Origin of the sequence: Amycolatopsis sp. NBC_00345, assembly GCF_036116635.1 — a bacterium.
GTDB lineage: Bacteria > Actinomycetota > Actinomycetes > Mycobacteriales > Pseudonocardiaceae > Amycolatopsis.
In genome coordinates this window covers 6,983,664-7,005,785 of record NZ_CP107995.1, presented here as the reverse complement: position 1 = coordinate 7,005,785, position 22,122 = coordinate 6,983,664, and the positions used below count along the sequence as shown (strand labels likewise).

The following is a 22,122-nucleotide window of genomic DNA, read 5'->3' as shown; positions in this document are numbered from 1 at the left end:
GACGCTACCGCGAAGAGCCGGGTGCCGATTCAGGACGCGGGGACGAGGTAGAGCTGCGAGGTCCCGGCGAGTGGCGAGGAAATGGTCCACGTCGCGAGGTAGTCCGGCGGCGGGGTGCCGTTGATCCGCCGCAGGGCGAGGTCGAGGTAACGCGGGCGCACGGTGTAGTCGAAGAACGCGAAGTTGACCCTGAGCAGCCCGCGAGACAACCGTCCGCTGCGCGACTCGAGTTCGTCGATCTCCTGCGGCATCCGCCCGCGGTCGGAGAACACGTCGATGATCGCGCAGTCGCAGGTGTAGGCGAGCACGCCGATTTCGTCGGCGCTGGCCACGGTCCGGCCGCGGGCCAGCCGGGCCAGCTCGCGTCCGATCTCGGCGTATTGCTTGCTGGAGGTGTAGTTCGAGGTCAAGGGGGCGAAGTCGCGGGGCACGCCGGCGCGGGCGTAACCCGCCACGCTGCCGACGATCAGCGCCACGACGACGAAAAGGCTCACCCCGCGTTCGGCCCGGCGCGCGAGCCCGGCCGTGACCGCGCAGGCGAACACGGTCGCCGCGACGATGCCGGGCCCGTAATACCAGTGGTACGGCGGCACCTTCAACTGGACGTACGCCAGGCTGTACACCGCTCCGGCCACGGCGAGCACGGCGAACGGCAGCAGCCGAAGGCCGGCCGCGTTTCCGCGCACCACCGGGATCAGCCAGCGCAACCCGGCCGCCAGCGCCAGCCCGACGGGCAGGAACGACAGCACGGTCTGCCCGGGCATCCCCTGCCAGTACAGCCCGGGGCCGTTGCCGAACTCCCACTTCCCCCAGGCTTGCCGCGCGCCCTGCAGGGTCTTGATGACCAGGGTGTCCGGGACCGCCGCGCCCAGCATCACCCAGCTGAACCCGAACCAGGGCGCCGCGACCAGCACGGCGCCGCGCACGCTGCGCCGGGCGCCGACCCAGAACCGCCGCCGGGCCACGAAGATCACCGCCACGAAGATCAGGAGGTCAACGCGGACCAGCGCCAGCGCGCCGGCGACCAAGCCGAACGCGAAGGGTCGTCGTTCCACCGAAAGAACGAGCAGCCAGGCGAGCCCCGCCGCGCCCAGCCCGACCTCCATCCCGATCGACGACACCAGCAGCGGGTTGACCGTCAGCGCGGTGATCGTGAGCACCGGGAACCAGCCGGGCAGTCCGGTGGCCGCGCCGAGCCGGCGCAGGGCGAGCACCAGCGCCACCTGGCCCGCGACGTACAGCAAGCCCGCGGCGAATACCGCGTCCCGCACCACAAAGGTCAGCGCCGCCAGGCAAAGCACGTTCAACGGCGAGGTCGCCGTGTTGGCGTTGTCCCCGGCCAGCAGTCCCCACTGCCCGTGGAAGGCGAGATTGCGGGCGTAGCTCAACGTGATGTACGTGTCGTCGATCAGATGTCCGCGCACCAGTAAGAACACCAGCGCCGACACCACGGCCACGCCGATCGGCAGCCACCCGGCCCGGGCGAGCAGGACCCGTGACCGGTCCAGCGCCGACTGGCCGCCGGCCGATTGAGGCGCCGTCAACCCCATCACCATTATGGTCTTGCTCCTTATGCGGGAAAGTGCGGCGAGAGAACCCGGGGGTCAAGCGCTATTTCAACGGAGCTTCGATGACATTTCCGTTCTTCATGGTCATTCGGGCGCGGTATTCGGTGCGGACCCCGCCGCGCCCGTCGTTGATCTTCACGGCGAACGTGCCGTCGCGCACTGTCGCCGGGAACACCGAACCGTCCGGCCCCACCACCGAAACCGCGGCCACCTCGGTGGTCACGATCCCGAACTCGAACGTCGGCTCGTGGAGGCCGCCGATACCGGTGAAGCTGTTAAAGGGGAGCTTTGCGGTGAGCTTGGCGTAACCGAAGCGCCGACCGGCCATTTCGTCGGAGTCGGCACCCATGATGCCGGGGGACTTGTCGCCGTCGATGACGCAGACCGCCGCGGAGATGTCATTGCGGATGACCATGAAACCGTGCGAAGTGTCCGCATCGATCTTGGCGGCCGGCCGCCAGCTGCCCGGGGCGGGCACCGCGTACCCGTAGCCGAGGGTGGCGTCCACGCAGTCCTTGACCAGTTTCACGTCGGCGGGGTCGGGCGCGGGCTGGGGCAGGGACCCGGCGCCGGCCGGTATCGCGGTGGGGTTCGGGCCCGCCTCGTGCCCCGGCCCGAACGCCACCACGGCACCGACCGCGAGGACGCCGACCACGGCCGCGACCGCCAACGGCGGGCCCGGCTGCCGGCGGCGCGGGGCCGTCAGCTCCGGCCGGATCCGGCTCCACAGAGCGTCCTGCAGGTGTTCGGGCATCGGCCGGTCCGCCGGCCGGTCGTCGTTGTCGGTCATCACAGCTCCTCGGCGGTCAGTGCGTTGAGGGTGGTGTCCCGCAGCAGGCCGCGCAGCCGGCTGCGGGCCCGGGAAATCCGGGCCCGCACGCTCGCTTCGGCGATCTCGAGCACCGCGGCGGCCTCCCCGGTGGACAAGCCGCCCAGCAGGCACAGTTCGACGGCCCGCCGCTCGGCCCGTGGCAGCGTGGCGACCGCGTCCAGTACCACCCGCAGCCGGCGGTCCGCATCGACCCGGCCGGCCACGTCCTCGGCGTGGTCACGCACGACGCCACCACGCGGCAGGCGCGACAACGCCCGTGAGAACCGGCCGAGACTGCGCTGCTCACGGCGGGCCAGGTTGCTGGTCACGGTGTACAGCCACGGCCGCGCACTGTGGTTCACCAGCGTCACCTCGCCGAGCCGCCGCCACGCGGTGAGGAACGTCGAGGAGGTCAGGTCCTCGGCCGCCGACCACGACCCGGTCAGCCGGTAGGCGTAGTTCCACACCGCGCCGGCATGCCGGCGGAACAACTCCCCGAACGCGGCGACATCCCCGCCTGCGGCCTGTTCCCACGCGGCCCGGTCGTCACCAGCGGGGGAGTCGGGGGCATCCGCGCCGTCGTCGGCCCGCATGCCCCGCCCCCGCTCTTGATCCACGAATGTCGTCACACCCTCTTGTCCCCGCTCGCCCCCACGGCGTTGCATCCGCCGGACAGCGACGGGCTCGACGGGCGACGGCTCGTCTGGCGGCGGCCGGCCCGGCGATGCCCGCGCCGATCACCAGTGCGTGCTCGTTCGTATTCATGGTGTCAGCTGATTCACTTTAGCGAATTCACCTTAGCGAATTCACGGAAATCGTCCGGAATATTTGCTGATGATAATGTCGTGAAGTGCACAAAGGTCTTTCGCGACGGAGAACGGGGAACCTTCGGGCAGATTCGACTCGCATATCGCCGGGCGCCGGTGCGCGTGTGGTGGAGTGGTCGCCGTGAGCGGTAAGGTGGTGCGCATGTCGCGGCCGGGCGGAAGCGGGAGCGCCGACCGGATTCCCTTCGCCGGTGCTCCCGGTGTGTGGTGAAGCCGTTGTCCTCCCCTGCTTCGACGCCGGTTCAGGCGCCCGTTTCCGTGCCCGAGGCCGTCTTGGGCGTTTCCCTCGTGGAGTTGTTGTTCTCCCGCGCCGGCGACCAGCGGCCCGCGTTCACCCACCAGGACCACTCCGCCGGGGTCGAGGAGACGCTGACCTGGGCCGAGCTGGTCACACGCGTCGGCGTGGTGGCGGCGCGGCTGCGGGAGACGGCGGCGCCGGGGGACCGGGTCGCGGTCATCGCGGCGCAGGAACTCGCCTATCCGGTCGCGTTCTTCGGGGTGCTCGCCGCGGGGATGACGGCGGTGCCGCTGATGGACCCGGCCAGCCCGGGACTCGGGAAGCGGCTGGCCGGGATCCTCGCCGACTGTTCCGCCTCGCTCGTGCTGACCTCGCGCCGCGCGGTGAAGCGGGTGCGCGAGTTCGTGCCGGCTGAGCAGCTGGTGGTCGTGGACGAGCTGTCCGGGCCGCCCGCGGAGCCGGTCCTGCCCGCCCCGGAAACCCCCGCGTACCTGCAGTACACCTCGGGTTCGACCCGCGATCCGGCCGGCGTGATCATTCCGCACCGGGCGCTGGCCGCCGCCTGCTGGCAGGCGTGCCTGGCCTACTCCGTCGGCCCCGGCACCACCTGCTTGGGCTGGATCCCGTTCTTCCACGACATGGGGCTCGTCCAGCTGCTGTGCGTCCCGGTCCACGCGGGCTGCCGGTCGGTGTTCATGTCGCCGGTCGAGTTCGTGCACCGCCCGGAACGCTGGCTGCGACAGCTGGCGGATCACCCGGACGTGTTCACCGCGGCCCCGAACTTCGCGTTCGACCTGGCCGCCGCGGCGCCCCCGCCGGACGGCCTCGACCTCTCCGGCGTGCGCATCGCGCTGAACGGGAGCGAACCGGTGCGTCCCGCGACGGTCGCCCGCTTCCAGGAAGTGTTCGGACCGCTGGGTTTCCGGCGCGAGGCGCACCGGCCTTCGTACGGCCTGGCCGAGGCCACTGTGTACGTGACGAGCGCCGGGCCGGAAGGGCCGACGAGCGCCACTTTCGACCGTGAAGCGCTGGCCGCCGGTGAGGCCGTGGAGATCGAAGGCGGCCAGGAACTGGTGTCCGTCGGTCACCCGGTCGGGCAACTGGTGCGGGTCGTGCGGGACGGCGAGGCGGCCCCGGACGGCACCGTCGGCGAGGTCTGGGTCCACGGCCCGCACGTCGGCACCGGGTACTGGGCGCGCGAGGACAACACGTTCGACGCGTGGCTGGAGGGCCACGGCGGCTGGCTGCGCACCGGAGACCTCGGTGTGTGGCACCGGGGCCAGCTGTACCTGACCGGGCGGCTGAAGGACTTGATCGTGATCGACGGCCGCAATTACCACCCGCAGGACCTGGAAGTGACTGCGGAGCAGGCGCATCCGGCCGTCCGCCGCGGCCGGGTCGCGGCCTTCGGGGTCAACGGCGAAGAAGGTGAGGGCGCGGTGGTCGCGGCCGAATGGACCGGCGAGGCCGATGAGATCGAAGTACGCCGTGCCGTGCTCCGTGCGGTGTCCCGCGAATACGGCCTGACGCTGCGGAGTGTCTCTTTGGTCGCTCCTGGAGGCCTTCCGCGCACATCAAGCGGCAAAATTGCGCGGTCCGCAGCGAGGGCGCGGTACGGTGACGGCCGTGGATGATCTCTGTGCCGAGGTCGCGAAGGTCGTGATCGACACCTTCCGGCTCGACCCGGAACTGGTGGGGGCGGACAGCCCGCTCGAAGAGCTGGGCATCGACTCCAAGGGACGGGTGCGGCTGCTCGCCGCACTGGAAGTCCACCACGATGTCACGATCGACCTCGAGCAGCTCGACCGTTTCACCGATATCGCTGCCGTGGCCGAGGTGCTCGCCGAAGCCTTGAACGAACCGACCGGCGCCGACCGGGCCAGCTAGGGAGAGAAGCGCAGATGAGCGGCAGCGGGGGCTACACCGCGTCAACCGATGCGATCGCAACGGCCTCGAAGAAGATCACCCAGTTGGGCAAGGACCTGCTCGACGCCAACCCGGACCTGGGGACCGCGGAGGTCACCAAGGAGGGTTTCGGCAAGGCCCACGGGGACCACGCGCAGAAGTACCTGGACGGGGCCAAGGCGCTGTCGGATTCGGTCAACGGCTACAACGGCGCGCTCACCACGTTCGGTTCGAGCATCCAGCAGGCCGGGGCCCAGTACGCCGGCAATGAAGACGATCAGTACGGCCAGATCAACGGGGCTGGGGGTGGCCGCTGATGGCCAAGACGTGGGAAGAAATCAAGAAGCTCATCGATGACCCGGCCGTCCCGCCGGACAAGAAAAAGGTGCTGCTCGCCGCCGCCGAAACGGATGGCGTCACGATTCCGGACGCCGACAAGACGAAGTACGAAGACGCTTATTTTCCGGCCGGCGGTATCTACGCGGTCGATTACAAAAAGGTCGACGACGCGTACGACGACGCCAAAGGCGCCGGCGACCTGGCCGACTACAACGAGAAAATGCAGTCGAAGGCGGTCGACGACGGCAAGAAGGGCCTCGGCGACAAGCAGCCGCCCACGGCCGACGGCGGCGGCACGAAGACGTCGGACGAGGTGTTCGACACGGCCCTGCCCGCGCTCAAGGTGTACGAGACGTTCGGCTCGCTGATCGCGAAGTTCCCGGACGACTGCAAGGGCAACACCCACCCGATCGACATGGACAAGGACATCCATGTCCCGTACGACGAGCAGCGCGGGATCTCGTTCAAGAACTTCATGGACGACGCCGCGCACTTCAAGACCGGCTCAGACAGCGTCGACAAGACCATGAAGGACACCAGTTCCGCGCTGACCACCGTGCAGCAGGACTGGAAGGGCAAGGGCGCCGACGCGGCGTGGGACCACTACAACGACGACATCCAGCCCAAGGCGACGAAGCTGCAGCAGACGCTCGACGGCGCGTCCAAGGCCACGATCGCCGCGGTGACCGCGGTGTTCAACCTGTGCAAGGGCAAGGCCGACAAGGTCAACCAGGATTACACCGAGTACGTGGCCAAGGCCGACTTCCTCATGGCCCAGAAGATCGTGAACGCGGCGAACGGCTCGGCCGCCAGCGACGACGACCTGGCCGCGATCGCCGGCTTCCTGGACGCGAACTTCGGCACGAACCTGCAGAAGACCCTGAACGACAAGGGCTGCTGCGACAAGAACGACATGAAGGCCGAGGGCGAGAAGCTCGCCAAGCAGTGGATCACGAACTACTTCATCCCGGACCTGTGGGACCGGCTGTTCCAGGGGTTCGTCAAGAACTGCAAGGACACCAAGGACCTGGTCAACCAGGCCTATGACGAGCTCGACAAGGTCATGGGCAAGGTCAAGAACGAGTTCGGCACGGGGACCGACGGCCAGGGCGGTTCCGGCTCCGGCGGCGGCCAGGGTGGCGGTTCCGGTGGCGGCTCGGGCTCTGGTGGTGGTTCCGGCTCTGGTGGTGGTTCGGGCTCCGGTGGCGGCTCGGGTTCGGGCGGCGGCAGCGGCTCGGGCTCCGGTGGTGGTTCCGGCTCCGGTGGCGGTTCGGGTTCGGGCGGTGGCTCGGGTTCCGGTTCGGGTGGTGGCGGCGGGAACGTGCCGCCGATCCCCGACACGACTGTGCCGCAGGGTGACAATCCCCCTGGTGGCGGCTCCGGTGGTGGTTCCGGTTCCGGCGGTGCCCCGCCGCCGGTCCCGAAGGTGCCGGACGTGAACCTGGGCGGTCCGGGCGACAGCGGTGGCGGCTCGGGTTCGGGCGGCGGCTCCGGTTCCGGTTCGGGTGGTGGCGGGAACATGCCGCCGATCCCGGACACGAACGTGCCGCCGGGTGACACTGGCGGCGGTTCCGGTGGCGGCTCTGGCTCCGGTTCCGGTGGTGGTTCCGGCTCCGGCGGCGCCCCGCCGCCCATCCCGAAGGTGCCGGACGTGAACTTGGGCGGCCCGGGCGACACCGGTGGCGGCTCGGGCGGTGGCTCGGGTTCGGGCGGTGGCTCGGACACCGGTGGCGGCAGCGGAGACACGCCGCAGGGCGACAAGCCTTCCGGTGGTACCCCGCCGCCGATCCCGAAGGTGCCGGACGTGAACCTGGGCGGTCCGGGTGACACCGGTGGCGGTTCGGGCGGTGGCTCCGGTTCCGGTGGTGGCGGGAACATGCCGCCGATCCCGGACCTGACCCCGCCGGGCGACACCGGCGGCACGGGCGGCGACACCGGCGGCGACTCCGGAGGCGGCGACGGCACCAGCGGCGACGGTTCGAAGGACCCGAATTCGCCCGATCACCCCGGCGGAGACGACTCGAAGGACCCGAACTCGCCCGATCACCCCGGCGGTGGCGGCAGCGGCAGTGGTGGCGACGGCGGCGGGAAGGACGGCCCGCAGGAGACGCTGAAGGTCGAGCAGAACGGCAAGACCTTCGAGATGACCGAGCCGGACCACGATGGCCACATGGACATCAAGGTCGGCGAGGGCCAGGGAGACCCGAAGGACTTCAAGCTCGACTGGTCCGCCGACGACGGCAAGGGCGGCGACGCCGGCCACGACACCGGCACTGACGGCCACGACACCGGCGCCGACCAGGGCTCGGGTGCGGGGCACACCTATCACCCGGGTGCGGACGGCAAGATCCACATCCAGGACGGCGACCTCAAGATCACCGCGGAGCGCCCGGACGGTCCGGACGGCCCGACCAAGGTGACCGTCGACGACGGCACCGGCCACCCGTCCACCTACACGCTGGGCGAGTCGGACACCCCGGGCCACAGCGGGCACCCGGCGCCGCCGCTCAGCGACCACGGCCCGGCGGTCAGCAGCCACCCGGGCGACCCCTCGCGCCCGGACCCCCTGACGCCGGTCGACGCCACGCCCAAGTCCGAGCTGCCGGTGCAGCCGGTGCAGGGCACGGAGATGCCTCAGCACGCGGGCGACACGTCATCGCCGGTGCAGCCGTTCGACGGCACGGAGATGCCCCAGCACACGGGCGACCCGTCGTCGCCGATGCACACGGTCGACGGCACCGAGATGCCTTCGGACGCCACGCCCTTGGACCACGCCGATCCGGCGCAGCCGCTGACGCACGGGGACACCGTTCCCGCGCAGCACGCGGGTGACGCGGGTGCGCCCGTTCATTCGGGTATGCCGGACGGGGGATCGGCGCCGGTGCACGGCGGGGCCTCCGGTGTCGGAGCCCCGGCGCACCTCGCCGACGCGGTCTCCGGGCAGCAGTCACTGGGCGCGCCGCCGATGACCGGCGGCAGCCACGAAGGGGTGCCGCAGCACAGCGGTGCGGACACGCTCCCGGCGCAGGGTCAGGCCGTTCCGGCCGGGGCGCCTGGCCAGCCCGCCGGCGGCGCCATGCCGATGGGCGGCATGGGCGCCGGAGGCGGCGCGGGTGGCGGCGGCGGGGACCACGAACGCGGCTCCCGGGCGTACAGTGTCGATGGCGGTGTCCTGTTCGACGCGGGCCCCGAACCGTCTCAACGGATCACCGGGTCGCTCGACGACGACGAGGATCTGTCGCCGGCGTACCGGACGAGGAGGTAGGCCAGCGATGGACGATGTGGACGGCATCACGGCCCGGATGGACGCTCTCGTCCGCGAGCAGAGCGACCGCCGGACGCTGACCGAGCAGCGCGGCGAGGAGATCAAGGCCCGCGCGCACGAGTACATGACCAAGCAGGCGAAGGCCGCCGAACGCTATGTCATGCACCGTCGCGAGCTGGGCAAGCGCGCCGACGAAAAGGGACGCCCGCAGCCGCAGGGGGTGTCGGAGTTCGACTTCGAGCCCGAGGGACACCAGGCCGAGAACGGTTCTCAGGGCATCGAGGACGTCGCCCCCGCGGGTCCGAGGACGGGCCGTCACGCGGAGCCGGTCCCGCCGGTTCCGCCGACGCCTCCTCCGCCCCCGCTGCCCCCGGTCCCGTCGGTCCGCCCCGGGCCCGCACCGGGCGGTCGGCGCCGTATGAGCACTGAGGAAATAGACGACGAGGACGACGCCTTCATGAACAACCGCTGGCGCGGCTGAGCTGAAGGTTCAAGAGAAGCGGGTACGGCCGGTGGCCGTGCCCGCTTCTCTTGTTTTTCCGGACCCGCCCATTCCCGCTGAGAAGTAGCCGGCGGTTGTAGCAAAACCCGGACATGATCACAACGGTACCCGGAACATCGGCTGCCAAGATGAAACTCATCCTGAACCAAGTAGTGGCCCATTTTCCCGTGCCAGGGAACTGAGCCCGAATTCGCCAAAGAATTGCGCGAGGATGAGTTCTCCCATGGCTGTTTATTCACCCCCGGCGCCGGTTGTCGAAGGTCCGTCTCGTGGGACGGATACGGCGGGAACCCACTGGAATCGGGCGATCACTGTCGGCGCGGTGGCGCTCATTGCGGTACTCGGCTACCTGACCCGCTGGATCTGTGACGACGGCCTGATCTTCACCCGCGCCGTCGAGCAGATCCTCGCGGGGAACGGTCCGGTCTACAACATCGGCGAACGCGCGGAGACCTCGACCAGCGCGCTCTGGCAGTGGCTGCTCGCGCTGGCCGGGTTCGTTTTCCGGCAGCCGGACACTTCGACGATTTCCTGGGTACTCGGGCTGTTGCTCACCGCGGGCGGGTTCGGCCTCGCCGTCGACGGCGCGCGGCGGCTGCACAGCGCGCGTTCCGCCGTGGTGCTGCTGCCGTTCGGCATCCTGGTGCTCTTGGCGCTGCGGCCGGTCTGGGAGTACGCGACGTCCGGCCTGGAAACCGGGCTCAATACGTTCTGGATGGGCGCGTGCTGGTGGCTTCTCGTGCGGCTGCGCGAAAACGGATCGTCGAAAGCGATCGTGTTCGCGGCCTTCACGATCGGCCTCGGTCCGCTGGTCCGGCCGGATCAAGCGCTGGTCGCCGCGGTGTTCCTCGCCGCGCTGTGGCTGATCGTCCGGCCGGGATGGCGGTTGACGCTGGCGGCGGCGGGTGCCGCGGCCGCGCTGCCGGTCGGGTACGAGATCTTCCGCATGGGCTTCTACGGCATTCTCGTGCCGTTGCCCGCGGTCACGAAGAACGCCAGCGAGTCGTTGTGGGCCCGCGGTTTCGCTTACCTCACGGACTTCGCCGACCCCTATTTCCTGTGGCTGCCGCTGGTGGTGGCGACGGTCTTGTTCGTCGCGCTGGTCCGGCGGCTGCGCACCCGGCGGACCGACCTCGTGGTGGCACTCGCCCCGGTGGTGGCCGGTCTGCTGCACCTGGTCTACGTGGTCAAGGTCGGCGGGGACTACATGCACGCCCGCATGCTGCTGCCCGCCCTGTTCCTCGTCCTGCTGCCGATCCTCGTGATCCCGCGCTCGAAGACATTGGGCGTGGCCACGATGGTCGTCGCGCTGTGGGCGGCGCTCTGCGCGGGCTCCTTCCGATATGCGGAACCGTCCAACGCCGTCCATCCCATCGACGACGAGCGGGGGTACTACACCGCGTGGACCGGCCGGCCGAATCCCACGGACTCCGCCGACTATGTGCCGAAGCTCCAGGGGCTGAAGGATGTTGTGGCAGCCAGGACCGCGTCCGGGCAGCGATCCCTGGTCTACCAGGGAACGGGCAGCGAACCCCTCACCACGCCCCTGCGCGTGGGTGTTCCGGGGCAGGTCATGGTCATCGGCGTGTACCTCGGCACGGTCGGGGTGCTGGTGCCCGACCAGGTCGGGATCGTCGACTTCTGGGGGCTGGCCAACCCGATCGGCGCGCGGCTCGACTTCCCGACCCGTAAACCGGGGCACTCGAAACCACTCGGCAACGCCTGGCTGCTCGCCGATTACGCGGACCCGGCGGCACCGGTCCAGCGCCCGGGCAATTTCGCCATCAGGAACGACGTGACGCCGGAAGAAGTGGCCGCGGCGCGGCACGCACTGTCCTGTGGGGACCTCGCCGAGATCCAGCGGTCCGTCCGGGAGCCCATGTCGTTCGGGCGGTTCTGGCACAACCTGACCGGCGCGTGGCACCGCACCCAGGTGACGGTGCCGCCGGACCCCTTCGAAGCGGAGCGAAAGTTCTGCGGGTAACCGGGGAGCAGTGCCGCGCGCCGGCGGTCGCCGTCATCCGGTCGAAGTGGCCAGGTGCCCGGCGCCCACCGGTTCGGCCGCAGTGGCTTTCCGCCAGGTGTACCAGCCGCGGCACAGCACGTAGGCCACGATGGTCGTCACCACGAGGCTGGTGTCGCTGATGGTGTTCCGCACGGCGTCGGGCTTGTCGATCAGCACCCAGGCGAACACGGTGACCGCGATCTTCTGGATCAGGATGAGCTCCCAGATGCCCCGGTACTCGCGCGGCGCCCAGGCCAGGATGGCCCACAGGCCGGCGAAGACCAGGTAGGCGGTCGTCACCCAGAACTCCATCATGATCTGCGCGTCGGCGGCCTGGGTGACGCGCCTGATCCCGTCCACGAACGCGAACCCGATCGTGCTGGCCGCGTCGAGGGCGAGCAGCGTGCGCCCGATCCGGTCCGCCCAGCGGGGCGGGCTGTCGACGAAGGTTCCGGCTGCCATGGTGATCTCCAACGTTGTGCGCACCGATCGTCGTGCCCGGTGCAGGCGGTTGCTGATGGCCCCCGTTGAGGCTGGGACAACCTTCGCGCGGCCGGCGGCTTCGGCGCGTCCGTGACAATTACGTAGAACGGATGTATCGGCTGCTTCGCCCTGCCGCGGTGCCGTCTGCGCCCGGCCTCACCGCCGGGTGCCGGCGGGTACTGTAGGGCTATGACCAGCGCTGATGTATTCCTGGAGGCGCTCGAGGCGAGCGCCCTGCCGCCCCTGCGCGGCCGTCGGCACGTGGGTGACGGCTTCCGCGCCGGCGTGGTGACCGGCGACCTGGGACCCCTGAGGCTGGCGGAACTGGTCTCCCCGGAGGGCGAGTGCTTCCGGGACGCGCGGTCCGCCCGCGAGGCCGACAGCGGGCTGTGGCAGATCGAGCTGGTGACGCGGGGACGGGTGCGAGCCGAGCAGGGCGGCAACATCGCCGTGCTCGAACCCGGCGACCTGGTCCTGATCGACCCGGTGCGGCCGGTGCGGTTCGCCAGCTCCGAGACCACGAGCGTGACCATGCTGGTGCCGCGGCACGCTCTGCGGCTCGGGCCGGACGACGCCGCGAGGCTGGCCGGGGTGCGGATCCGCGGCGACAGCGGCCCCGGGGCCCTGGTGTCCTCGCTCGCGCGGGAGATGGCGCGGTCGCTGGCCGGGTTCCGCGCCGATGAGGCGGACCGGTCGGCGGCCGCGGTGATCGAGCTGATCGCGGTGGCGCTGTCGGCTCAGCTGGGTGATGCGCCTCCGGCCCCCGACGAGGCGCTGCGCGCCCGGGTCGTCGGCTTCATCGAAGCGAGACTGTCCGATCGGGACCTCACTCCGGCGAAAGTGGCTGCGGCGCACCACATGTCCATCCGCCGTCTGCACAAGCTCTTCGAGGACCAGCCGCTGACAGTAGCGGCCCTGATCCGCCGGCGCCGCCTGGAGCGGTGCCGGGCGGACCTGGCCGGGAGCGACCGCACCGTCGCGGCCGTCGCCGCCCGATGGGGGTTCGCCGACCCGGCGCACTTCAGCCGGCTGTTCAAGGCCACCTACGGGTACAACGCCGCGGCACTGACGTTCAGCAACCGTGCACGGATGATCAAGGCGCCCGCCGCCCGGCCCGGCGAGGATGGTGGTCACAGCACAGAAAGGTGATCGCATGGAGCAGTCGGTTGAGGCGATGAGCGCCATTCCGGGCCGGATGAACGAGGGCTGGAACGCCGGTGACGCCGCCGCGTTCCTGGCCGATCTGGCGGAAGACGCCGAAATGGTGGACTTCGAGGGAACCATCCACAAAGGACGCGACGAGATGGTCGCGTTCCACCAGCCGATGTTCGACACGGTGCTGAAGGGCACCCGGCTGGTGCGGGGCGACGTGCCCTTCGCCCGGATCGTCCGGCCGGGGTGGGGCGTGGTGCACGCCCGCATGGCCATGCTGATGCCGGGCGAGGAGCAGCCGCCCCCGCACCGTTCCTTCCTCCAGCTGTTCGCCATGGTGTGGCAGAACGACCGCTGGGAGGTCGCCACGTTGCAGAACTCACGCCTGGTCTCGCTGGAGACCGCGGGAACCCTGGAATCCTTGGCGGCCAAGTAGAACCCGGGTGGAGCAGCGGGTCAGCCGGTGGCGCCCTGGGTGAGGATGCGCAGCGAATCGCTCTGGCAGGACAGGGACGCCGCACGCAGCGCGCTGAGCCGTCGCTGTTGTTCGGCGGCCGGCAGCGCGTGCAGCGCGGGCCAGGCCTGGGAGGCTCGGGTGTTGAACAGGGGCACCGGTTTTCCGAGCAGCAGCGCGACCGCGAGTTCCCGCGCGGCGAACTGGCGCTCCCTTCGCTCGTCCTCCGCCCGGGACAGCTCCGGGGGTGGCTGGGACGGGTCGCCGCACGACACCGTCCCGGCGCCTTCCAGCATCCGGTTCAGCAGCTCGTCCCTGGGCAACGTCACGTGGGAGTGCTCGTCCAGCTCGTAGGAGTTCAGCGCGAACAGCAGCACCTCGGACGGCTGGCTCTTCACCTCGGGCTCGTAGGGGCTCGAGGTGTCTTCCATGACCGACGTCGGAGCGTCGGCCAGCGGCGCCAGCAGTCGCAGCGCCTCCCTGGCCGGGTCGGTGACGTCGGCCAGCGCGTCGGCGTGGGCCTGGGTGACGCAGACACGGGGCGCGTCCGAGGTGCAGACCGGTGCCACGGCGGCCGGGTCGGTGACGTAGGTCGCGGCTTGGTTCGCGGGGAACAGCGGCAGCGACCCCGCGAGCCCGAGGCCGATCGCCAGCACCGCCAGGTAACGGCGGCGCCCGGTGGCCATCGTCAGCACCAGACCGCCCACGGCCAGCCCCGCGAACCAGAGCAGCTGGGCCCAGGTGACCTGGGGCGCGAGGTCCCGGAAGTCGTCGCGAAAGGTCAGCCCGGGGCCCAGCAGTGACGCCTGTCCGTCGACCCCGTACGCCAGGAACCGCAGGATGACCAGGCCGAAGACCGCGAGCATCGGCGCGGTGAACGCCGAAGGCGCCACGGTGCCGATGCCCAGCCCGAGCCACCCCGCCGCGATCAGCGAGAGCTCGCCCGCGAGCAGCATCGGGAGCCAGCCGAGGTGCTGGTAGGAGGTGTTGGCCGCGACCTGGACCGCGCCGAAGACGAACAACACCAGAAACGCCGCCGTCAGCGTGATCGCGAGCGCGCCGGCGACCGGCACCACGCGCTGCCAGGTGGGCCGCGCGGTGGTCGAGATCAGCTCGGCCGCGCCGGGCTGGGCTTCCCGCCGCCCCTGCCAGGCCCCGGCGGCGAGGGCCACCGGGCAGAGGACCTCCAGGCTGTTGCGCAGGGCCCCGGTGAACCCGTTCCACTGCCCGAACGGCGAACTCAGCCCGCCGAACAGGTACAACATCGAGAGCAGCCCCAGCACCAGAGCCAACGCGCCGGCCACCGGCGCCGTCGACCGTCGCAACTCGAGGCCGAGCACCCGCCCTTTACGCCGGTCCGCCATCCGATCGGTTCCGAGCACCCGTGTGGTCACCAGCCCGCCCCCGTCTGCAGTGCGAACGGTGCCGAGCAGCCTCGCTCAGTCGGGCTGCCGCCGTCGGCCGTACTGACCACACGCATCGATCGCTCCCTCGAATGTTCCCCTGCCGAATCCCCTCCGGCACCCGGGAAGACGCCGTCGGCGGCCGCGCGGTTCTCCGGACACTGTGGCCTACGTCACTATTGCGTGGCGGCTGAGAGTGTCCACTGTGGTCAGACGCATGCTGCCGCCGGGATCAGAACAGCCCGGTCTGCTCGCCGGCTGGTTCGACGCGCTTGGGCTGCAGCGCCGCGGTCCGTTCGAGGTCGAGCAGCGTCTCCCATGGCCCGCGCGTCAACAGCTCGCGCAGGACGGCGATGGTCAACTCGACGTCGGCGAGCGCCCGATGCCGGTCCGGGGGAATCGTCACGCCGAAGTAGCGGGCCAGTTCGCTCAATCCGTGCGCGGTCAGCTCCGGCAGGCTTGCCCGGGCCAGACGGAGGGTGTCGAGCAGCGGGGTGCCGGCCAGGCGGGGACAGTGGTCGCGCTGCCCGTGCAGCATGGTCCGTTCGGTGGGCGCGTTCTGGGCGACCAGCCGGACCTCGGCCCCGGCCGCCTCGGCTGGGTCATGGACGTGCCGGTCGAGCGCGGCCATCACCTCCCGCGCCGGTGGTGCGGTCGCCAGCAGCGCACGGGTGATCCCGGCGGCCTGGTCGAACGCGGTGACCGCCACGCCGGCGGGCGGCTTCATCAGCGAGCCGAACTGCCCCAGCTCTTCCAGCGTCCCGTCCCCACGGCACACCACCGTGACGGCGGCGACTTCAACCGGCACAGGCGCCCGCCCAACCGGGGTGAGCCCCTCGAAGTCGATCACGACGAACCGAGTGCGCCCCATCCGGGGATCGAGAGCGAGGGTGGTCAGGGCCATTGCTTGTCGCCGCCATTGCCGAAGTACTCAGCCGCGAGCCCGATCCCGGTGCACCGCCCCAGACCTGGCCACGCGGGTGTCCGTCGTGTCCGTCGGAGAGTTTCGGCTCGATGCGGGCCTGTCCGGCAAACGGGCCAAGACCATCTCGCCGTCGCCGCAGGTGTGATCAGCGGTGCCCCTTACGGCTGCCGCGCGGGCGGTTGGATCGGGACACTCCGGCGAGGGGATGCGCGGCAACGCGGCCTTGGCCGAACCGGGACCGGGCGAGGGTGTCCAGCTCGTCCAGGCCGGTCGAGTCAGGATGGCCGGAGGTCAGCAACATCGTCACCAGATCGCGCGCCTGGCCGCCCGGGACCTCGGCGAGCGCATCGGCTACGGCGTCGGAGCCGCCGATTTCCAGCAGATGGATGAACTGCTCGGCCATCGCGCACAGCCCCTCCTGCGGGGAGAGGTCGTCCAGGCTGATCTCGCCGGTATCGACCAGCAGCTGTGTCGCACTCGGGCCCAGCTGCTGGTCCGCGCGCAGTTCGTGCAAGAACGCGGACGGATCGGGGGCGGTCTCGGCCAGTACATCGAGCATCGCGGAGGCGCGAGCGCGGAACGGGCAGCCGCGCACTCCACCCAACAGCTGAGGCAGTCCGCGCTCCCGGCCGCCGTGCCTGGTCAGCCACCCGGCGATCTCCGCCGCGGCCGTCTCCGGGCTGTAATGTTCGGCGATCATGCCCAGCAACTGGGCAGGCTCGGCATCGGATAGCTCGCCGACCAGCGGCGCGTAGCGCCCTTCGCGAAGCAGGCGGGTACGCACCGCATGAGTTGCCAAGGGCGTGAGCGAGACCAGCTCCACAGGGCCAGCGTCGAGGCCCAGCGCGGCCCACAGGCGGTCTTTTGCGTCCGGCGGCAACGGCGCGGGTTCGTCCTGTCCCAGCTGCCAGTCGGGGTCCAGGTCGATCCGGTACATCGGATCAGGCCGGCCGACGGTCAACTCGACCGCGCCGAATTCGGCCAGCAGACCGAGCAGCCGCTGAAGGTCCGCACCGACACCCTCTCGCCACCTCGCTGTGGCCGCTGGCCCGAGAGCGTCGAGGTTGAACGCCTCGGTGCAGGCCAACCAGACGCTTTCGGCCAGCCGGACCACCGGTATCGGCTCAGGCAACCCGTAAACGGTGTTGAGTACGTCGGGCAGCACGTCGCCGAGCATGTGGTCGAGCATCCGGGTGTGCTCAGCAGCCCACGAACTCGGTCGCACGAGGAGGTCGAGGGCGGGCAGCGCGTCGAACGTGGCTGTCCACAGCGCAAGACTGTCCCGCAGCAGTGGTGCGGCTTTCGCTACGCGCACCAGTTTGTTCTTGATCACCCGGACGAGCCGGAGCTCCTTGGCCAGGTCGGTCACACGAGTGAGGCCGGGCAGTTCGGCGCTGCTCTTGGTGCGGGACACGTGCTCGCCGATCCTCGGGTCGAGGGTGTCGCCGGTGTCCAGCAGCTTCACCAGCTCGCGAGCGTCGCCGAGTTTGATGTTCCCGGTCGTGGTCAGCGCCCGGCCGTCACCGACCCAGGCGACCAGCGCGCGCAACTGGGCAACCACCGCGCTGTGCTCGGCGGCCGCCGCGAGTGCGGCTTCCGGCGGAAGTGACACGGGAAGCTGCACAACCGCGCGCTCGGTCCGGTCTTCGCGGGTGTGCCGCTCGGCGATGTGAGCGAGAACCTCGTCGTCGTAGTCGATCCGGCCGTCGCGGGCGTCTTCGATGAAGGCGCCCATGGCGGAGTTGTCGGTGGGATCGACGTCATGGCGGGTCGCGGTCATGACCCAGAATTTGGCCAGGCCGAAGTTGCGTTCGTCGGCCATCGCCGCGGGGAACTCGGCATCGCACTTCGTGATGGCCGCGTCGAGGTCGATCAGTGGATCGCCGGTGGGATCGGCCAGCCCGGTCGCGTGCAGGTAACGGACAAACAGACGCAGAGATTCCGGCAGGCCGGCTGCGTCCTCTGCAGTGATCGACAGCGCGCGCGGTACGTACGACAGCAGGAATTTCTCGACCAGCCCGGCTGTCCACCACGCCAATCGTCCATCGATGCTGTGGTGCCGGAAATCCAGCGCCGCGGTCAGCGCGAACGGATCGACCGCGTGGCCCTGGTCCTCAGCCCAGGCTGTGCATCGCCGGATCAGGAGGTCTTTGGCCGCTTGGAATGCTTCGTCGTCCTCGGGCTCGAAATAGGTGCGCATCGCTCTGTTCTGTGGTCTTCGCCGGTTTGAGGCGTCCAGGCTAAAGCAGACGTGGGCGTGGCCGGCGTGGACGGGTCCGTCGATGGCGGGTCCGATGACGACGGGTCTGCTGCGCTCAAGCTGCGGGCGCGACGGGATCCATTCGTTGTCGCTGCTCCGCGTCGCATCTCGTATACGTACCGCAGAAGGGGAGGTAACACGCCGTGACCGAGAAGCCCATCGGCGCCTGCCGGGTGTTCCTGCCGCAGGCGATCGGTCACCGTCACCGAACCGAGGAGCGTGTCCGTGCTTGAGCGGCACCACGCCGACGCCGTCGCAGTTCTGACTCGCCGAACTCCTCACGGATGACTTCCGCGCCAAAGCCGAAGACCGTCTGGACGCAAGCTGCGCCGGTCACCGCGAGGTTTCGCGAACAGGGCGCGGGCCGCGGTTGGCAGACGGACCAGGATCCCCGACTATTCGACGGGGAAAAGGGCCGCCAGACATGCCCGACTGGCAGCCGAAGCCGCTCGCGGCGGCGCTGAGGCCGCCTTGCGTCAACGCTCCGGGACGGCCTCGACAGCGATCATGCCACCGACGGCGGTCTCGCGGCCGCAGTAAACGGCGTTTGCCAGCGCCTACCGACTGGTCGGAGGAGCGGCTGCTCGCAGCCCTGCTCAGGGACCTTGAGTGGGCGAGCCGCGCGTGAAGACCTGGATCACGCGCGGGCGGAGGCCCGCGCCTCGGCATAGGATGGCGCGGTAGGTGTGGTTGATCAGGCTCTGGCCGGCTCGGGGAGATGGCGCGAGGACATGACGGAAGAGGCTTACACGAGTCGGCAACTGTTGTTCGCGGACGGAATCAGGCTCGAGCCAGATGCTAACGGCGGAAATTCGGATGTCGAGCAGATTTCCGAAGACTCCGGCAGCTGGATCAAGGAACCGTTCGATCCGGAGAAGATCGATGTAGTCACCCGCACCCCGACCGTGTCGCTGCTTCTCTCGCGAATCAAACGCGGAAGCATTGACCTCGCACCGGACTTCCAGCGGCACGCCGGCATCTGGAATCCGGTGAGTCAGAGCAGACTGATCGAGTCGCTGCTCCTGCGCATCCCGTTGCCGACTTTCTACGCAGCGGAGGCCGATGACGAGCGCTGGGCGATCGTTGACGGGATCCAGCGGCTCACCACCATCTGCAGGTTCGTCGATCCCGATGCGATCGGTCTCGACGCGTTGGAGCTGCGCGGTCTGGACTACCTCGACCGGCTCAACGGGCATACGTTTCAGGAGCTCCCCGGTCGCCTCAAGACCCGTCTGGAGGAGACCGAGGTCGTCCTGCATCTGATCCGCCGGGGAACCCCGGAGGAGGTCAAGTTTAACATCTTCGCCCGGATCAATACGGGCGGTATGCCGCTTTCCCAGCAGGAGCTGCGACATGCGCTGATTCCTGGAAAAGCCAGAGGGCTGCTCGCTGATCTTGCTCAATCGCCCTCCTTCGTTGCGGCGACTCTGAACAGCGTTGCGACCGCGCGCATGGCGGATCGCGAGATGGCCCTTCGGTTCATTGCCTTCCTGCGAACGGATATTGCTGGATACAAGTCGCAAGAATTCGACCGGTTCCTCCGGGAGTCGATGAGTGAGATCAACGAGCTGTCCGAGCAGCAGATCGACCGGATAAAGGACGACTTCCAGGCTGCTATGACGGCGGCCAAGGATATTTTCGGAAAGCACGCATTTCGCAAGCAACGGGCAGGTCAGCCCGGTCGTTACCCTATCAACAAGGCGCTCTTTGAGACTATTTCCGTAAATCTTGCAATCCGCTCGGCGGCTCATCTGGACGAATTGCGCCGACGGGCGCCGGAAGTAAACGCAGAAATGATCAGAAGGTTATTCTCGGACAACGACTTCGATCGGGCAATATCTGTCGGAACCGGAGACGTCGCCAAGATCCGCTTGCGGTTCGAGGCGGTACGCCGGCTTTTCAGTGACTATGACGGAAGCATCTGATGCTCACTCAACTTGATCTGCGCAACTTCAAGGCTTTCGCCGAGATTTCGATTCCGCTGGGCGGTCTGACGCTGCTGACGGGCCTGAACTCGTCCGGGAAGAGCACCGCGCTGCAGGCGCTGGCCTTGCTGCGGCAGTCGTTCGACGCAGGGGTACTGGTTCCCGGTGATGCGGGAAGCGGGTTCCTGCTCAACGGGGATCTCGTCGAGCTGGGCATCGGCCGCGATGTCCGGCACGAGGAATGGGTGCCCACCGAAGCTGCCGAAGGTGCGATCGAGATCGGCCTGCGAGATGGTGTCGATACTTGGCGCTGGGCAGCGGCCTATGGCACAGAGGAAGACCTGCTGCCACTGGTCAAGGGGCCAGATCCGCAACAGCTTCGTGACTTGCCGATCTTCGGTACGTCGTTTCAGTACCTACGGGCGGACCGGATAAATCCGGCCGTCAGCTACCCCCGATCGCACGATGTCGCTATCCGCCGCGGTTTTCTGGGCGCGCGCGGCGAGCACACTGTCAACTACCTTCGCCATCACCAAGACGACGTCATCGCCTTCCCACAGTTGCTACATCCCGACGCGGCCTCAGACACCTTGCTGCAGCAGACAGAGGCATGGCTGGGGTACATGTGCCCCGGGGTGAACCTGTCGGCGACGGGCATCGAAGGAACCGACACCGTCCGCTTGGCTTTCAGTTTCGGCACTGCAGGTCTGTCCTCGTCCAATCAGTACCGGCCGACCAACGTCGGCTACGGCTTGACCTACGTGCTGCCGGTCATCGTGGCCTGCCTGACCGCGCGACCGGGTGGGTTGATCCTGCTGGAGAATCCCGAAGCCCACCTGCATCCGCGAGGCCAGTCGGCGATGGCGAGGCTGGCTGCCCACGCCGTGGCCGCGGGGGCGCAGCTCGTCGTCGAGTCGCATAGCGACCACGTCCTCAATGGCCTGCGGCTCTCGGTCAAGCGGGGGATTCTGCCTGCCGATCACGTTGCGCTGCACTACTTCCACTCCGACCGGAGGCACAAGCAGATCGAGACGCCTCGAGTTGGTGCGGACGGTATGCTGTCGGATTGGCCATCCGGGTTCTTCGACGAGTGGGACCGCTCGCTGGACGAACTGATCGACTGACAACCGAGTGGGAGCGGCATGTCAACCTGGCTGTGCCTCAATGAACTGTCCTGTGCCACGGTGCTGCAAGCCGATCAAGTGGACAAGGCAATGCGCGAGTTCGTCGAGGCGCTCAAGGAGGCCCGTGCCGTACGTCCTGGTAGCGCGCTGCTCAGCCCGGCGAGGCTGCCGTCGGTGGAGCTCGCGCCCGGGTACCCCATGGCCAAGTGGGCCAACGACGCGCGGAACAAGGATTTGTGGCGCCTGATCCGCAGTATGCAGGCTCGAGCGCCGATTACCTTCGACGAGCTTTCGCCGCCCGAGGACGAACTCGAGTACCTGCATGACGGGCGGGCAGCGCGAGGCATGGGAGTCGCCCACCTGGTCGAGGGCCTGGCCGTGAGTCTGCCGACTGCACCGGACTGGTTGGCCGACCGGATCACCCTGGCCCGGAACACGCTGACCGGCGACGGCGAGCTGACTGAGGACGAGGTCGACATCCCGCATGCTTCTTCGCAACACCACGTCCGAGTGCACGAGTCATGGCTGGCACGAGGGGGGCTGACATCGATCGGCACCGGCATCGCTTTGTGGGCCGCGCGTTCGGAGTTCTTCCCGTCGCTGAACTTCCTGCCGAGGGTTGAGGAAGACCTCGGCACGCTGTCCTCGGACCGGCTGATCCCGGTGCGCACCCGGTTGATGGAGATCCAGGAAGCCCTGGCTGCGTGGACGCCGCGGACCGAGGCGCTCCCCCGATGGCGAAGCCTGGTCACCCCGGAACACGAACAGCGCAGACGGTACTGCGAATTCACCGACCTCGACGGGCAGGTCCGGGTCTTCGACATGCACGCCCGGTTCACCCCGCACCATGGCAGAGTGCATTTTCGCCTTCTTCATGAGGAGCGAAAGGCTACGATCGCCTACATCGGGTCGAAACTGGGCGTGTGATAGGAGTGC

General features: G+C 69.1%; 18 protein-coding genes. 11 read left to right on the top strand and 7 right to left on the bottom strand.

What is annotated here, in order from left to right; translation table 11 throughout:
- Positions 1 to 29 precede the first annotated feature (29 nt).
- The 3 genes from OG943_RS31385 to OG943_RS31375 form a co-directional block, all read right to left on the bottom strand.
- Complete coding sequence (locus OG943_RS31385) at positions 30 to 1,544, bottom strand: hypothetical protein (protein WP_328604529.1); 1,515 nt, start codon at positions 1,542 to 1,544, stop codon at positions 30 to 32.
- A 67-nt stretch (positions 1,545 to 1,611) separates the two neighbouring features.
- On the bottom strand, positions 1,612 to 2,358 hold the full coding sequence (locus tag OG943_RS31380) for a hypothetical protein (RefSeq protein WP_328604528.1): 747 nt from the start codon (positions 2,356 to 2,358) through the stop codon (positions 1,612 to 1,614).
- On the bottom strand, positions 2,358 to 2,972 hold the full coding sequence (locus OG943_RS31375) for an RNA polymerase sigma factor (protein ID WP_328612201.1): 615 nt from the start codon (positions 2,970 to 2,972) through the stop codon (positions 2,358 to 2,360). The genes OG943_RS31380 and OG943_RS31375 overlap by 1 nt, the downstream gene beginning before the upstream one ends.
- 492 nt (positions 2,973 to 3,464) lie before the next feature.
- Here OG943_RS31375 and OG943_RS31370 point away from each other — a divergent pair, with 492 nt between their 5' ends.
- The 6 genes from OG943_RS31370 to OG943_RS31345 all read left to right on the top strand — a co-directional run bounded on the left by OG943_RS31370 (position 3,465) and on the right by OG943_RS31345 (position 11,439).
- Complete coding sequence (locus OG943_RS31370) at positions 3,465 to 5,078, top strand: fatty acyl-AMP ligase (RefSeq protein WP_328604527.1); 1,614 nt, start codon at positions 3,465 to 3,467, stop codon at positions 5,076 to 5,078.
- Positions 5,071 to 5,331 carry an acyl carrier protein gene (locus OG943_RS31365; protein ID WP_328604526.1) on the top strand — a complete coding sequence of 87 codons (261 nt, stop codon included), beginning with the start codon at positions 5,071 to 5,073 and terminating at the stop codon, positions 5,329 to 5,331. Before OG943_RS31370 ends, OG943_RS31365 begins: the two co-directional genes overlap by 8 nt.
- Positions 5,332 to 5,345: 14 nt before the next feature.
- Complete coding sequence (locus OG943_RS31360) at positions 5,346 to 5,666, top strand: hypothetical protein (protein WP_328604525.1); 321 nt, start codon at positions 5,346 to 5,348, stop codon at positions 5,664 to 5,666.
- Positions 5,666 to 8,953 carry a WXG100 family type VII secretion target gene (locus OG943_RS31355; protein ID WP_328604524.1) on the top strand — a complete coding sequence of 1,096 codons (3,288 nt, stop codon included), beginning with the start codon at positions 5,666 to 5,668 and terminating at the stop codon, positions 8,951 to 8,953. The genes OG943_RS31360 and OG943_RS31355 overlap by 1 nt, the downstream gene beginning before the upstream one ends.
- 7 nt (positions 8,954 to 8,960) lie before the next feature.
- Entirely contained in the window at positions 8,961 to 9,434 is a 474-nt protein-coding gene (locus OG943_RS31350; protein WP_328604523.1) for a hypothetical protein, read from the top strand.
- A gap of 343 nt (positions 9,435 to 9,777) precedes the next feature.
- A complete protein-coding gene (locus OG943_RS31345; protein ID WP_328604522.1) occupies positions 9,778 to 11,439 on the top strand; it encodes a hypothetical protein in 1,662 nt (553 codons plus the stop codon).
- A 33-nt stretch (positions 11,440 to 11,472) separates the two neighbouring features.
- Here OG943_RS31345 and OG943_RS31340 read toward each other — a convergent pair whose 3' ends face one another.
- Positions 11,473 to 11,922: a hypothetical protein gene (locus tag OG943_RS31340; RefSeq protein ID WP_328604521.1), complete on the bottom strand. Its 450-nt coding sequence runs from the start codon at positions 11,920 to 11,922 to the stop codon at positions 11,473 to 11,475.
- A 210-nt stretch (positions 11,923 to 12,132) separates the two neighbouring features.
- On the opposite strand from OG943_RS31340, the gene OG943_RS31335 reads away from it, so the two are divergent.
- Complete coding sequence (locus OG943_RS31335) at positions 12,133 to 13,092, top strand: helix-turn-helix domain-containing protein (protein WP_328604520.1); 960 nt, start codon at positions 12,133 to 12,135, stop codon at positions 13,090 to 13,092.
- Between the two features lie 4 nt (positions 13,093 to 13,096).
- Positions 13,097 to 13,531, top strand: a complete 435-nt coding sequence (locus OG943_RS31330) for an SgcJ/EcaC family oxidoreductase (RefSeq protein ID WP_328604519.1) — start codon at positions 13,097 to 13,099, stop codon at positions 13,529 to 13,531.
- 20 nt (positions 13,532 to 13,551) lie between these two features.
- On the opposite strand, the gene OG943_RS31325 is transcribed toward OG943_RS31330, so the two are convergent.
- The 3 genes from OG943_RS31325 to OG943_RS31315 form a co-directional block, all read right to left on the bottom strand.
- Positions 13,552 to 14,943 (bottom strand): hypothetical protein, encoded by a 1,392-nt coding sequence (locus tag OG943_RS31325; RefSeq protein ID WP_328604518.1) that lies wholly within the window; start codon positions 14,941 to 14,943, stop codon positions 13,552 to 13,554.
- A 241-nt stretch (positions 14,944 to 15,184) separates the two neighbouring features.
- A complete protein-coding gene (locus OG943_RS31320) occupies positions 15,185 to 15,823 on the bottom strand; it encodes a 3'-5' exonuclease (protein ID WP_328604517.1) in 639 nt (212 codons plus the stop codon).
- A 199-nt stretch (positions 15,824 to 16,022) separates the two neighbouring features.
- Positions 16,023 to 18,077: a hypothetical protein gene (locus OG943_RS31315; RefSeq protein WP_328604516.1), complete on the bottom strand. Its 2,055-nt coding sequence runs from the start codon at positions 18,075 to 18,077 to the stop codon at positions 16,023 to 16,025.
- Between the two features lie 791 nt (positions 18,078 to 18,868).
- On the opposite strand from OG943_RS31315, the gene OG943_RS31310 reads away from it, so the two are divergent.
- From OG943_RS31310 to OG943_RS31300, 3 genes are read left to right on the top strand one after another with little or no spacing between them, the layout of a single operon-like run.
- Positions 18,869 to 20,062: a DUF262 domain-containing protein gene (locus tag OG943_RS31310; protein ID WP_328604515.1), complete on the top strand. Its 1,194-nt coding sequence runs from the start codon at positions 18,869 to 18,871 to the stop codon at positions 20,060 to 20,062.
- Positions 20,062 to 21,186 carry an AAA family ATPase gene (locus OG943_RS31305; RefSeq protein WP_328604514.1) on the top strand — a complete coding sequence of 375 codons (1,125 nt, stop codon included), beginning with the start codon at positions 20,062 to 20,064 and terminating at the stop codon, positions 21,184 to 21,186. The genes OG943_RS31310 and OG943_RS31305 overlap by 1 nt, the downstream gene beginning before the upstream one ends.
- Positions 21,187 to 21,204: 18 nt before the next feature.
- Positions 21,205 to 22,113 (top strand): hypothetical protein, encoded by a 909-nt coding sequence (locus OG943_RS31300; RefSeq protein WP_328604513.1) that lies wholly within the window; start codon positions 21,205 to 21,207, stop codon positions 22,111 to 22,113.
- Positions 22,114 to 22,122: the final 9 nt, after the last annotated feature.

Bases quoted from the DNA above. Each gene is read 5' to 3' on its own strand.
- OG943_RS31380 (WP_328604528.1), bottom strand. From the start codon at position 2,358: ATGACCGACAACGACGACCGGCCGGCGGACCGGCCGATGCCCGAACAC.
- OG943_RS31375 (WP_328612201.1), bottom strand. From the start codon at position 2,972: ATGCGGGCCGACGACGGCGCGGATGCCCCCGACTCCCCCGCTGGTGAC.
- OG943_RS31360 (WP_328604525.1), top strand. From the start codon at position 5,346: ATGAGCGGCAGCGGGGGCTACACCGCGTCAACCGATGCGATCGCAACG.
- OG943_RS31355 (WP_328604524.1), top strand. From the start codon at position 5,666: ATGGCCAAGACGTGGGAAGAAATCAAGAAGCTCATCGATGACCCGGCC.
- OG943_RS31350 (WP_328604523.1), top strand. From the start codon at position 8,961: ATGGACGATGTGGACGGCATCACGGCCCGGATGGACGCTCTCGTCCGC.
- OG943_RS31340 (WP_328604521.1), bottom strand. From the start codon at position 11,922: ATGGCAGCCGGAACCTTCGTCGACAGCCCGCCCCGCTGGGCGGACCGG.
- OG943_RS31335 (WP_328604520.1), top strand. From the start codon at position 12,133: ATGACCAGCGCTGATGTATTCCTGGAGGCGCTCGAGGCGAGCGCCCTG.
- OG943_RS31330 (WP_328604519.1), top strand. From the start codon at position 13,097: ATGGAGCAGTCGGTTGAGGCGATGAGCGCCATTCCGGGCCGGATGAAC.
- OG943_RS31320 (WP_328604517.1), bottom strand. From the start codon at position 15,823: ATGGGGCGCACTCGGTTCGTCGTGATCGACTTCGAGGGGCTCACCCCG.
- OG943_RS31315 (WP_328604516.1), bottom strand. From the start codon at position 18,077: ATGCGCACCTATTTCGAGCCCGAGGACGACGAAGCATTCCAAGCGGCC.
- OG943_RS31310 (WP_328604515.1), top strand. From the start codon at position 18,869: ATGACGGAAGAGGCTTACACGAGTCGGCAACTGTTGTTCGCGGACGGA.
- OG943_RS31305 (WP_328604514.1), top strand. From the start codon at position 20,062: ATGCTCACTCAACTTGATCTGCGCAACTTCAAGGCTTTCGCCGAGATT.
- OG943_RS31300 (WP_328604513.1), top strand. From the start codon at position 21,205: ATGTCAACCTGGCTGTGCCTCAATGAACTGTCCTGTGCCACGGTGCTG.